This is a genomic window from Pedobacter sp. PACM 27299, from assembly GCF_001412655.1.
Taxonomy (GTDB): domain Bacteria; phylum Bacteroidota; class Bacteroidia; order Sphingobacteriales; family Sphingobacteriaceae; genus Pedobacter.
Genome location: NZ_CP012996.1, coordinates 63,241 through 76,656 on the forward strand (window position 1 = coordinate 63,241; position 13,416 = coordinate 76,656).

The window sequence follows — 13,416 nt, forward strand, 5'->3', positions numbered from 1 at the left end:
ATTCAGCACTAGATTTGCCCCTGTATTATAGAGCCCGGCACCATAACGATTACCTGTGAGCAGGATGTTATCTTCAAAAGGACATTGTCTATTTTTGTTCCTGGGGCAAGGTTATAAAAGCCTGCTCCATATTGAGCCCCTTTATTCTTTTTAATGATCAGGTTCCTGAAAGTTCCGTTCGCTGCTGCCGCAAGGTGGTTAATACCCGCTCCGGAAGCATTGGTATATCCTCCCGAAATGGTAAAACCATCCAGTAAGGTTTCTACCCCTAAAAATGTCGTGTTGTTAACTACACGGCGGTTGAAATCGTTTCCGCTCAATTCGGTCTCGTGAAGGGTAAACTTACCATTTGCATCAGTAACACGCCCTGTGGTACTCGTTTCTGTGCCCGCAAATCCACCGTACATCTTTACTCCGGAAACCATATAAAACGAAGAATCCAGCTCTGCAACAGGGAGGTATTTTCCCTTAGCCACCCAAATCTCATCCCCATCTTTTGCGAGTGTCAATGCGCTTTGCAACTTGACGAAACCATTTTTCCAATCTACTCCATTATTAATTCCTGTAGCAGTCAGGTTTACATGTAACCTCGTGGCTCCTGGATTAACAATGATGTTATATTGTCTGGTTCCAACTTTAGTTCCCTGAACCGCACGCAATACAAAAATGTAGTTCCCGGCGATCATCGGAATTCCGCTGATCACACCTGTTTGCGTATTTAATGTCAATCCTAAAGGCAGTGCTCCTGTGAATAATGACCAGGCGACTGCCCCAGGGCTATTGCTTAAACTAAATTGCTGCTCCAGAACCGCTCCTCTGGTCATCGGCGTTAATGTTGCCGGAAGGATGGTTAAAGAACCTGGAGTTCCCAGTAGATTTTCCAATGCCCCAAGGTCTACGATCCCATTGATGATCCTGGTATTTCCGGCTAAATCTGTTGTGCCAACGACTTCCTGATTGTTCCCGGCATCTATGGCAATGGACCCATTTTTTAATCGCAGGTCATGCTGTTCCGGGTTTTCAAAATCAGGGTTCCCAATCAGGTTATTTGTCCCAGAGCTATAGTTGTTCTGAACGATGTTATTGGCCATGTTTTTAAGCACCGCTCCACCGATCTGATCTTCTACATTTCCTCCTCGTTTATTTCCCCAGAAAATGCTATTGTAGACATTTACCGTAGTGGGTGCGGCCCATAAACCGGCGCCAAGAAAGGTGCCTGGTAAACTCGTTACCGCAACCGTGTTGTTACTGAAAGTACTGTTCTGAATCGTTGCGGTGGTGCTGCTTTCTACATACACCCCTGCCCCATTAGAGGCCGCTAAAATTCCTGTGATTCGATTTTTGCTAAACACCGCATTTCGTATCGTAATTAGCCCGTAAGCAAAAATACCAGCCCCTTTTTGATCTGCTGTATTTTCGAGGAAACTCGCTCTGTCAATGATGATTTCTGCAATAGAATGTAGTCCCCCACCAGTCGTACTGGCTGTATTTCCTTCAAACCTAACATCGTTCAACTTCACATTCGCGACGTTGTTATATACACCTCCACCAATAATGGCTTTATTATTTTTAAACGTCACCTGATTTAAGATCGCATTTGATCCTGTATTGAATAAGCCTCCGCCATATCTGGTGGTATTGGTCACTTCATTATTTTCAAAAAGGACATTGGTCATTTTCAAACCTGGGGAAGCATTGTACATCCCCCCTCCATAGATGTGCGCTCTGTTATTTTTGATGACCAGATTGTTATACGTCCCATTCATTACGGCTGCACCATTATAGATCCCCGCACCATAACCGTCAAGCCTGGTACTGTCTGCAAAACCGGCAGTAATGGTTAATCCATCCATTAAAGTATTTGGAGAAAGGAGCGTATTATTGAAAACAACATGTCTGTTGATATCGTTTCCATGAAGTACCGTTTCGTTGGTCGTAAACCTGCCTGAAGCATCTGGTACCCGCTGCGTCAAATCTGTCTCTGTCCCTGCAAAACCGCCATACAGCTTTACGCCAGAAACCAGAGAGAACGTTGCTTTAGGCCCTGCTCCCGGACTATATTTACCTTTAGCCATCCAGATTTCATCCCCATCTTTAGCAATGGCCAATGCGGCTTGCAAATCGGTAAAACCATTGCCCCAGTCGATTCCATTGTCATCACCAGTCGCCGCCGCATTCACGTGTAACCTTGTTAAACCGGCATTCACAACGATCGTATATTGGCGGGTTCCTATTTTATTTCCCTGTAATGCCCTAACCACGAAAACATAAGTTCCGGCAATTGTTGGGATACCGCTTAACTTCCCTGTTTTAACATCAAAGCTAACTCCTGAAGGTAAATCTCCTACCAGCAGGGACCAGGTTACAGCACCAGAACCACCAGTAAGCGTCAGCTCCTGCTGAAAAACAGCTCCACGAATCTGCGCATTTATCGCAGCAGGCATGATGGTTAAAGAGCCAGTCATCCCTAGCGGATTTTCCAATGCCCCCAGGTCAACCGTTCCATTAACAATCCTGGTATTTCCAGCAAAATCGGTAGCCGTAACCACCTTTAAATTATTACCGGCATCCAACGCAATAGAACCGTTTTTTAGCCGGAGGTCATGCTGTTCCGGGTTTTCAAAGTCAGGATTAGCAATCAGGTTATTTGTGCCAGAGCCGTAGTTGTTCTGAACCAGGTTATTGGCCATATCTTTAAGTACAGCTCCTCCAATCTGATCCGCAACGTCATTACCTCTTTTATTACCCCAGAAAATACTGTTGTGAATGCTTACTGAAGCAGGTGCCGCCCATAAACCGGCACCAACAAATGTACCTTCTACAGCGGTGCTGGCTAGCGTATTCTGACTGAATGTGCTGCTTTGAATCGTAGTTGTCCCACCTTCCACAAACATTCCCCCACCATTATAACCTGCTGTTGTACCGGTTACATTATTTTTACTAAGGATAACATTGCGCAGGACATTCGTACCCAGTACATACAGTCCCCCGCCTTTTTGCTCTGCTGTATTTTCCAGAAAGGATACGCGGTCAAGTGTTGCGATAAGCAAACTGTAAAGTCCACCACCATTAGTCTTTGCACTGTTGTTTTTAAAGACGACGTCTGTCAGCGTCACTTCAGAAATATTATGTAAGCCTCCACCTATTGTCGTTGCTGTATTTCCTTCAAAACTCACATTATCCAGGGTCACTTTTGTGACATTATTATAGAGACCCCCTCCTAGTATTGCGGCGTTATTTTTGAAAACCACTTGGTTCAGACTCGCACCAATCCCTGTATTGTACAATCCACCACCATACCTGGTTCCATTGACTACCTGGTTGTTCTCAAAAAGGACATTCGTGAGTTTTAACCCAACAGCTGCATTAAACATCCCTCCACCAAAAATATTGGCGTTGTTATTTTTAATGACCAGGTTGTTGAAGATCGCATTCCCCACCGAAGCACCATTGTATATTCCTGCGCCATGTCCACTTGTTGAGGTGGAATTTGCATTACCTTCCGATACGGTAAAACCGTCCATTAAGGTGTTTAATGATAAGGCGATGGTATTATAGACCACATGCTTGTTGATTCCATTTCCAGTTAAAATAGCCTCATTACGGGTAAATCTGCCAGATTCATCTGCCAGTCGCTGACTCAAAACCGTCTCCGTACCTGCAAAACCTCCGTACATTTTTACACCTGAGACCATGGAAAAAGTAGAATCAGCATGTAAAAATGGGCTGTATTTTCCTTTAGCTACCCAAATTTCGTCTCCATCTTTAGCAAGCGCCAGGGCAGTTTGCAGCCTGGTGTATCCATTTGCCCAGTCTACCCCATTATTCAGGCCAGTTGCCGATGCGTTGACGTGCAATCTTGCAGCTCCGGCACTAATTGTAAAATTATATTGCCGGCTCCCAGTCAGGCTTCCCTTACTGGCTTTGATCACGGCCAGATAATTTCCGGCGATGGTTGGAATTCCAGAAAGCTGCCCGGTTTGAGGATTTAAAGAAATTCCGGGAGGCAATGCCCCAAAGGTAACCTCCCAATTGCTGGCACTGCCTCCATTGATACTCAGCAATTGATTAAAAGGCAATCCACGTTGCTGAACACCGATTGCTGCTGGCAGGATATCTAATGTGGCCGACATTCCCGAAGGATTTTCCAATGCCCCAAGGTCTATATTAGGCCCAGCTAACCTTGCATTTCCTGCTGCATCCGATGTTCCGTTTTGTTTGGAATTGTCTCCAGCATCAATTGCTATGGACCCATTTTTCAACCGAAGATCATCGAGCTCTGCATTCATAAAATCAGGATTGGCGATGATATTGTTTAGCCCATACAAGTAATTGTTTTGAACAATACTGCGTTCCATCGTGATTCTTACGCCACCAACCTGATCTTCTACATTGTTTCCTCTTTTATTTCCCCAGAAAATACTATTGTAAACATTTGAGGCTACCGCAGCATTTAAAGCCCCTCCGTAAGTATTATTGTCTGCAATCACATAAGCAATAGAGTTATTGCTAAAGCTGCAGTTAAAGATATTCATCGCCGTTGTCACTCCATAAACGGCCCCTCCAAGATGGGTTGAAGCCAATCCTGTTACCCGGTTTCTACTAAATATGGAATTCCGAAGCGATATTCCACCTGTAGAATAAATGGCTCCTCCTTGCTGACCAGCAGTGTTTTGTATAAAACTAACCCGATCTAAAGTCAGAGCGCCTGTACTGGCTAGTGCTCCTCCATTAATAGTAGCAGTATTGTTTTTAAAGACATTATCTTCCAGTGTAGCTACCACGGTATTATATAGGCCGCCACCAGAGCTCGCCCCGATGTTATTGACAAAAGAAACATTTCTGAAAACTGCTGAGCCGGAATTATACATTCCTGCACCAAAGGTGAAACTGAATGCAGCATTATAAAAGCTGTTATTCTCCAGGAGGAGATTGAGGTAAGCCGGCGTTCCACTATTAAAAAATCCAGCGCCATAATTGCTGGCGATATTATCTTTAATCCATAGATTTTGGAAGACGGCAGATCCCGCAGTATTGTAGACACCCGCCCCCCTGTTCGCAACATTCGAACTATTGCTATTTACTGTTCTTCCTCCAGTAATGGTAAATCCATCTAAAATCGTTTCTTTAGGGACATTTGCAATATTGCTGACCACATGGTTATTGACATTACTACCCGTCAAAATACTTTCGTTAACCGTGAATAAGCTCTCCGGATTTGCGATACGCTGTGTCAGTAAGTTCTCGGTTCCTGCAAAACCGCCGTACATTTTAACGCCCGCTTTCAGCGTAAATGTAGAGGCTGCTGCTGTCCCAGGGCTATAAGTTCCTTTCGCCACCCAGATTTCATTTCCGGTGGCCGCTTTAGTAATTGCATTGAGCAAGTCCGTATAGGCATTGTTCCAATCCGCACCGGTATTTGAACCTGTGGCAGCGACATTCACATAAATTTTTGTTTGAGCGGTAATTTGAAGAGCGGAAAAGAATAGGGTAGAAAAAGTAATGGCCTTAAAAAGGGAAGTACGCATCATTCGACAAAGGGATTTCTTCTTGAAAAAATTAAGATTCAATATGTGTGGGGCAAAATGTTTTAATCGCTTTCCACCAAAGAAAGAAAATTATACTTAATGGCCTTTTTAAGAAAAAATCTGTAAAAAGAACCAAATTAATATTGCTTTATTGATGGTTTAAATAACAAAATCAACCCAGTAGCAAAGCTATAAAATAAAGTTTGCTTCACAATAAAATCACTGGCGGTTTTAGTAAAAAAAAGGATAGCTAAATCAATAACTTAGAATAAGTTAGCTAAAATTATGAGCGATTCTTAGAATTTGAATTTTAAACTGCCTTTAGGACTAAAAGACTAGCTTTTTAAAAAAATAAAAGAGGAGAAAAAAAATGACCAACATCGTCAAATTCGAAGATGTTGGTCATTTTACTTTGATGGAGCAGCAATGGAATGCACTCCAGATTACAAAAAAATAAATCCTGGGTTAAAGTGCTTTGTCCAGCCCTCTATCTTTTAGCAAATATTTCATGTTTGGTTCTTTACCTCTAAAGGCTTTATATAAATCCATTGGCTCTACAGTTCCCCCTTTTTCCAATACGTTTTTACGGAAAGAATTGGCCACTTCCGGATTGAAGATATTTCCACTTTCCTTGAAGGCAGCGAAAGCATCACTATCCAATACTGCCGACCAGATATAGCTGTAATAGCCTGCTGAGTATCCAGAAGCGAAGATATGCTGGAAATAAGTGCTGCGGTAGCGAGGCGCAATTTGCTTGATCAAGCCATATTTATTCATTTCCGAACTTTCAAATTCCGTTGCATTTACTGCTTTGCCGGCTGGAACAGTATGGAATCCCATATCCAGCAAAGAGGCCGCAAGGTATTCTACGGTTTCGAAACCCTGGTTAAATTTCGAGGCATTTTTCATGCGGTCGATCAATTCCTGAGGAACAATTGCACCTGTTTTATAATGTTTAGCATAAAACTGAAGTACTTCTGGTTCAAAAGCAAAATGCTCCATCACCTGAGAAGGCAGCTCTACAAAGTCGCGGGGAACAGACGTTCCAGCCAGACTTCTGTATTTCACATTCGACAATAGGCCATGCAGTGCGTGTCCCATTTCATGGTAGAAGGTAGTCACCTCATCTGCCGTAAACAAAGCCGGTTCATCACCGTTAGGTCCTGAGAAATTACAAACGATAGAAACTACCGGAGCTACACGTTTGCCATTTTCATAAGATTGAGTAGCATAAGAAGTCATCCATGCACCGCCGCGTTTAGAGCTGCGGGTAAAGAAATCCATGTAAATAACGCCGATATGGCTTCCATCAGCTTCTTTCACCTGATAAGCAGAAACGTCTTTATGGTATACCGGAACTTCTGGAAGTAAGGTAAAAGTAATGCCATACAGTTTGTTGACCACCTTAAAAAATCCTTCTCTTACATTGTCAATCTGGAAATATGGACGTAATGCTTCTGCATCATAATTGTATCTTTCTTTACGCACTTTATCTGCATAATGTGCCCAATCCCAGGCTTCCAATTGCTCATTGCGCCCCTCTTTGTCCATCACTTTCTGCATATCTGCAGCTTCCTGCTTTGCAACTGGTAAAGCGGCATCCCAAAGACCATTTAACAAGTCATAAGCCTCTTTAGGAGATTTTGCCATACTTTCTTCCAGTACAAAATCAGCATGGCTGTTATAGCCTAATAATGCGGCTTTCTCTGCACGCAAAGCCACGATACGGGAAATGATCTTTTTGTTATCATTCTCATCATCATGATTGGCGCGGTTGATATAAGCATTGTACATTTTTTCGCGAAGGGCACGGTTTTCCGAATACTGAAGGAAAGGCGTTACACTTGGTGTGTGCAGTGTAAATCTCCATTTTCCTTCTTTCCCTGCTTGCTTTGCCGAAGCTGCTGCAGCGGCTTTTACCGATTCCGGCAAACCGGCAAGATCTGCCTGATTGTCGATGATCAATTCGTAAGCATTCACCTCAGCCAGCAAATGCTGCCCGAAGTTTAAGGTCAGTAAAGAAAACTCTTTATTGATCGCTCTCATTTGCTGCTGCTGTGCTTCATTTAAATTGGCACCGCTTCTCACAAAAGCTTTATAAGTTTTCTCCAGCAAGCGCTGTTGTTCTGCGCTCAGTTTTGAGGCAGTACGTTTATCGTATACGGCTTTTACTCTTTTAAACAATTCAGAGTTCAAATAAATATCGTCACTGTGTTTAGACAATTCCGGAGCCATCTGCTGTGCAATTTTCTCTAATTCAGGAGATGTATTTGCAGAACTCAGGTTAAAGAAAACCGTACTTACTTTAGACAATAATTTGCCGCTTTCTTCCAAAGCCACAATTGTATTTACAAAAGTTGGCACTGAGCGTTGTTTATAAATTGCGGCAACTGCTTGCTGCTGCTGTTTCATTCCTTCCTGGAAGGCTGGAATAAAATGAGCATTGGTAATTTTATTAAATGGTGGCACTCCATAAGGAGTGTTATACGTTTCCATAAATGGATTTGTGCTTTGCCCTAATGCTGTTTTATCGGTTACCAGCAGCATACCGCAAACTAAAAGCATAGAAGGGATTCCTTTTTTTAAGTTCATCTTTTTCATCAAAATTTATTCATCTACCTCAAAATCCTGGCAATCCAGGTCCTCACAAAGATAATTTTAAAAATGCTGATGCCCTTCTTAAAATGTATCATTGTTGCAACAAAATAGAGATAAAAATATTTAAAAATCGAATTTAACCCTTAAACCTGTTCCGATCAAGTATAGATTTTCTTGCGTAAACTCTTTAATCGGGAGCTTTAAAAATGGCTCTAAAGAAACCGATTTGCCTCGGGAGATCCGCTGCTTATAACCCAAAGAAAAGTTATAGAACCCAAGATAAGGATCAGTTTTAAGCTCATCAGAGGATTGCTTTTCTTCTATTATCGTGGTGCTCAACACATTGGACTTAAACGCAAAGGAAGCATTTGCTGGATCCATAGGGCTATCCTGCACCTGACTTTCCAAAAAGATGTTTTTTCTTTTTTGATTCAGAACAGCAAAAGCGGATATCCCCACATTTGCATATAGACTTTTACTTAGGCGGTAGCTAATTTCCAAAGGAATATCTATCCCCTGCAGACTGGCATCTACAGATTGCAGCTGTTTGCTGTTGCTGGGGAATCCACCACTAAAAGCATTGGGCGAATTTTGCTCCCCTCCACCCGAAGAGGCCGCATTTCTTGAGGCTCCCATTTCATTGTAGGAAATTCCTGAATTGATGGATACCTTTTTACTCAAAGCATAGGCCATACTGACTCCATAGCCCATATTCAATTTCTTGCTGCTGCCAAAAGAAGGGGCAACCATCACGCCCATCTCCCATTTGTCATCTTGTATAGCTAATCCCCTTTGATTACCTGTATTTCTCATTCCGCGGGCATTGCCATTTTTGGATTCCTGTGCTAAAAATTCTTCCAGACTTTGTTTTTGAACAACTGTCGGAGTTTTCGGTAAGGTAGCTTCAGCGGTTTTATCTTTTGCAGGCGACATACTGGAATTGTTCAGTCCGGCAACTGCCGTATTGACTGTCTGCTGCTCCTCTGGAATTTTAGTATTGACTACCGCTGCATTTTCCTTTTTTAAACCCTTGCCTCCAATTAAACTCCTGTTTTCATTTAGCCCCTTATTTTCACTTACATCTTTGTCTCTCGCGGCAAGATGCTGTGAAATACTAACAGAGCCATTTTGTTTTGGAGCAGTAGGATTGGAAAGCCCCGCTATTAAGGGGGGATTACTAACTAAATGGTCCGAATGAACTGGGCCAACCGGATGAATTGCCCCAGGTTTTTGCCCTGCGACAGTCTCTCTGACTTTAGCCGGTCCTGTTTTTTCTTTTTCCTCTGCAAATTCAGCAGGCTTCATCGTTTCAGCTGATCCTGCTCCTGGTAATTTTATATCTTGATTCACGGCCTTATTTCGCGTCAATACTGACGGTTTAGGCCCTTCTTTTCTCTCATTTACTAAAAATATGGCAAAGCCGATCAGGATCAATGCGGCAGCGCTGCTTAAACTTCCGAACCAGAAGAATACACCTCGTTTTTTGGCGGGCTTTTCGGAATTGAAATTTTCCCATGCTCCGGGAGCATAGTCTTCCTCATGAGCCAATAATTGCTCCTTAATGTGAGCGATCAGCTCATCATCAGGTAACTTTATATGTTCATTCGGTTTCATTCTTATATTTTTATTTAGGTCATTTTCCCCGTTCATCCCCTGTTATTCCTTTCGCGCGCGCCTTTTAATTTGGTTCAAAATCAGTGATTAGTGATTTCGAATACAGTATTCTTAATTTGTTCTTTGCTCTGGTCAGGTACACCCGACTAGAACTTTCCGGTATTTTTAATAGTTTAGAAATCTCCTCATGAGAAAAGCCCTCCAATTCATACATATTGAAAATCAATTTATGCGTTTCCGGTAATTGATTCAATAGTCTCATAATGTCTTGTACATGGAGTTGAGAAATGGCATTTAAGTCTGTGATTGGCTGTGGCGGCTCCTCCATATCATCTACGTATAAAAAGGTCTTCTTGCTGCGTAAAAAATCGATCGCTGTACGGGAAGAAATCCTGGCGGCCCATCCTTTAAATGCTTTTTGTAATTGTTCCGGGTCGCTGGGCGCCCCAAACTGCCCTAAACTTTTAAAAACCTTAATGAAGCAGTCGTTGATCAGCTCTTCAGCATCATGACGGTCGTTGACATATCTTAAAATAACGGCCATTAAATACCCATAAAATGATTTATAAACCACCTCCTTGCATTTATTGTCATTTTTCAAACATCCAGCTAAAACGTCCTCAAACTTGAGCATTCTTTTCTAACACCATTAAGGATTTTTTAATTTCTTCTACATTGTACAGAGGAAAGGAAGCTTACTAAAAACTCCTTTCCTCCGAACATCTTCTAAAACAGGAATTATTCCTGGAAAGGCTAATTTACGCATTTCCAAATTAACTCTTTTAGAAGCCGGCCCATAAACGGGCCAAAGCTAATGGTGTATTATTTTGCAGAGTAAACTGCTGCTTTAAATTTCAAAGAATCGGTATCGGCTTTGTCTTTAAATCCTTTTGCCCAAACGGTATAAAATTTACCTTTTTCCAGCTTCATGGCAGGAAGTGTTGCTTTAACGGCTTTAGTCGTATGGTCTTTTACCTCCAATGCTACACTTGCTCCTGGTGTTACATCAGTAAAGAGACTATACTCTTTAAATGCTTTATTGCTGGCGATATCTGTTGCTGAACCCGTAATGGCTAAATCTAAAGTTGGTGCATCCGGACTTAAGTTGATGAAACGAACTTTGGCATTGTCGTTCGCTTTGATACTATCTAACTTGTCATTGATTGTCAGGAATGATCTTTTACTTCCAGTATCCAACAGGAAAGTACTGTAGAACTGACCTGATTTGTACAATTCATTTTTTGTCAGTAAGAAAGTTGTTTTTCCTCTTTCCGTGATGGCAATCGTACTCACACCAGGATACAATCCCAGGTAACCTAGTTTAAAGCCATATTTAAATGGCCCGTCATTGTTTGCTCTTTGTCCGCCTACAATGAAATCAAGTTCTTTAGCATCTGGACCAGCATGAACAATGGTTAAAGCTGCAAGCTCAATTGGCTCTCCGCCATCAAACTTTTTTGAGCAAGCTGAAAACACAACTGATACTGCAACGGCAGCAACAAAAGTCTTAGATATTGTTCTTAAATGGTTTGAAACTCTCATAATAATTTTTTTTTTGTTTGAATGGTTAATTATTGGCCTTTAGCCTTTTCCTTATAAAACGGAGGTCATTTTAAAAACGCTACAACCTCCATAAAAATAAAATAAAAAACCCCGCTGCATTGCTGCAGCGGGGTTCCATCTTCTTTTAAAAAATATTAAATCAGGTTTACGCTTCTGCTTACAAAAGCAGTCAATTCTGCACCTGTTAACATTCCCTGCGCCAATAGAGCAAGATCTACAGCTTGTTTAGCCAATAATCCCTGTTCCTCTTCATTGTCGGTCAAAAGAATCTTACCAATCAATTTATGGTTTCCATTGATGGCTACTTTATAAGTATCTGGCATGCTGCCATATAAGCCCATTCCGCCACCCATTTGTGCCATTTCTTTCATTCGGCGCATAAACTCATCCATCGTTACCGTTACTGGCAACTCTTCCGGGTTCAGGCCAACTACTTCTACCTGCATTCCTGGTTTAGTAATCGCTTTGGTAAAGATCTCCGTAATCTTTTTCGATTGATCTTCTGTCAATACAGACTCGATCGCCTCGTCTTTTTCGATCAGTTTATCGGCAACACTAGAGTCTACACGTTTCAATAACGTTTTCTCCAGTTTATTTTCCAGGAAGCTGATAAAGTGATTGTCGATTGCCGAGTTCATCAGCAATACATCATAATCTTTTTTATTGGCCGACTGGATAAAGGTATCCTGTTTAGCAGGATCCGTTGCGTAGATATATACTACCTGACCATTTTTGTCGGTCTGGAAATCTTTTACCTTATCATGGTATTCTCCTAAAGTATAATTTTCGTTTTTAGTATTGGTTAGCAAGGCAAAATCCTTCGCTTTATCGTAGAATTTCTCTTCGCTTACCAAACCATATTTCACGAACAATCCGATGTCACCCCATTTCTCTTCATAACCCTTACGGTCTTTATTGAAAAGTTCCTGAAGTTTATCTGCTACCTTTTTCGTGATGTAGCTATTGATCTTTTTCACATTGCTGTCTGCCTGAAGGAAACTTCTGGAAACATTCAAAGGAATATCCGGTGAATCAATTACCCCATGTAACAACATTAAGAATTCAGGAACGATGTCTTTTACCTCATCGGTGATGAATACCTGACGTGAAAACAACTTGATCTTGTTCCGCTGCATGTCAAAATCATTCTTCACTTTCGGGAAGTACAATACGCCTGTTAAGTTGAAAGGATAATCTACATTCAGGTGAATCCAGAACAGAGGATCTTCTGCATACGGATACAATTGCTTGTAAAATGCAAGGTATTCCTCATCTGACAAATCTGCAGGTGCTTTGGTCCAGATTGGATTCGTGGTATTGATGATGTTATCTACCTCAACAGCTACTGTTTTTGGTTTTCCTTCTTCATCTTCTCCATCAGCAACATGCTCTGTTCTTGTACCAAATTTAATCGGTACCGGTAAGAACTTACCATATTTATCCAGAATCTCTTCCAGTTTATTTTTGCTCAAAAACTCTTCTGATTCTGCATTGATGTGCAGGGTAATCTCTGTTCCACGAGTGGTTCTGTTACCGGCAGAAATCTCGAAAGAAGTACTGCCATCACATACCCAACGTGCAGGCTCTGCGCCATCCTGGTAAGAAAGGGTTTGAATTTCTACTAAATCCGATACCATAAAGGCCGAATAAAAGCCCAAACCGAATTTACCTATGATTTCATTCGCGTCTTTCGCGTCTTTAAACTTCTCTACAAACTCACTTGCGCCAGAGAAAGCCACCTGATTGATGTATTTCTTGATCTCCTCAGCAGTCATACCTAAACCATTATCTGTAATGGTAATGGTTTTTTTATCTGCATCAACCGCTACTTCTACCAATGGGTTACCCAGCTCTCCGTTGTATTGTCCTAATGCAGCAAGACGTTTAATCTTTTGTACCGCATCTACTGCATTGGATACCAGCTCACGCAGGAATATCTCATTGTCTGAATACAGGAATTTTTTGATGATCGGGAAAATATTCTCCGTGTGAATGGAAATGGTTCCTTTTTCTTCTATGCTCATATATTAACTCATTTTTAAGTACATAGCCAACCTATCAATGGCTATTCCAATTCGAAAATCTTGTCAAATTGACAGTAATACTGACCGAA

6 protein-coding genes are annotated in these 13,416 nt (G+C 41.7%); all 6 read right to left on the reverse strand.

Annotation, left to right across the window (positions count from 1 at the left end):
• Positions 1-8: 8 nt before the first annotated feature.
• Complete coding sequence (locus tag AQ505_RS00160; RefSeq protein WP_062546307.1) at positions 9-5,531, reverse strand: beta strand repeat-containing protein; 5,523 nt, start codon at positions 5,529-5,531, stop codon at positions 9-11.
• Positions 5,532-5,993: 462 nt separating this feature from the next.
• A complete protein-coding gene (locus AQ505_RS00165; protein WP_062550828.1) occupies positions 5,994-8,120 on the reverse strand; it encodes a M3 family metallopeptidase in 2,127 nt (708 codons plus the stop codon).
• 129 nt (positions 8,121-8,249) lie between these two features.
• The gene (locus tag AQ505_RS00170) at positions 8,250-9,740 is read right to left on the reverse strand and encodes a hypothetical protein (RefSeq protein WP_157262157.1); all 1,491 of its coding nucleotides are present in this window, start codon (positions 9,738-9,740) and stop codon (positions 8,250-8,252) included.
• A gap of 64 nt (positions 9,741-9,804) precedes the next feature.
• On the reverse strand, positions 9,805-10,374 hold the full coding sequence (locus AQ505_RS00175; RefSeq protein ID WP_062546309.1) for an RNA polymerase sigma factor: 570 nt from the start codon (positions 10,372-10,374) through the stop codon (positions 9,805-9,807).
• Positions 10,375-10,562: 188 nt separating this feature from the next.
• Entirely contained in the window at positions 10,563-11,282 is a 720-nt protein-coding gene (locus AQ505_RS00180; protein WP_062546310.1) for a DUF4397 domain-containing protein, read from the reverse strand.
• Between the two features lie 155 nt (positions 11,283-11,437).
• A complete protein-coding gene (htpG, locus tag AQ505_RS00185) occupies positions 11,438-13,327 on the reverse strand; it encodes a molecular chaperone HtpG (protein WP_197286273.1) in 1,890 nt (629 codons plus the stop codon).
• Between the last annotated feature and the right edge of the window lie 89 nt (positions 13,328-13,416).

Bases quoted from the DNA above. Each gene is read 5' to 3' on its own strand.
- AQ505_RS00160 (WP_062546307.1), bottom strand. From the start codon at position 5,531: ATGATGCGTACTTCCCTTTTTAAGGCCATTACTTTTTCTACCCTATTC.
- AQ505_RS00165 (WP_062550828.1), bottom strand. From the start codon at position 8,120: ATGAACTTAAAAAAAGGAATCCCTTCTATGCTTTTAGTTTGCGGTATG.
- AQ505_RS00170 (WP_157262157.1), bottom strand. From the start codon at position 9,740: ATGAAACCGAATGAACATATAAAGTTACCTGATGATGAGCTGATCGCT.
- AQ505_RS00175 (WP_062546309.1), bottom strand. From the start codon at position 10,374: ATGCTCAAGTTTGAGGACGTTTTAGCTGGATGTTTGAAAAATGACAAT.
- AQ505_RS00180 (WP_062546310.1), bottom strand. From the start codon at position 11,282: ATGAGAGTTTCAAACCATTTAAGAACAATATCTAAGACTTTTGTTGCT.
- htpG (WP_197286273.1), bottom strand. From the start codon at position 13,327: ATGAGCATAGAAGAAAAAGGAACCATTTCCATTCACACGGAGAATATT.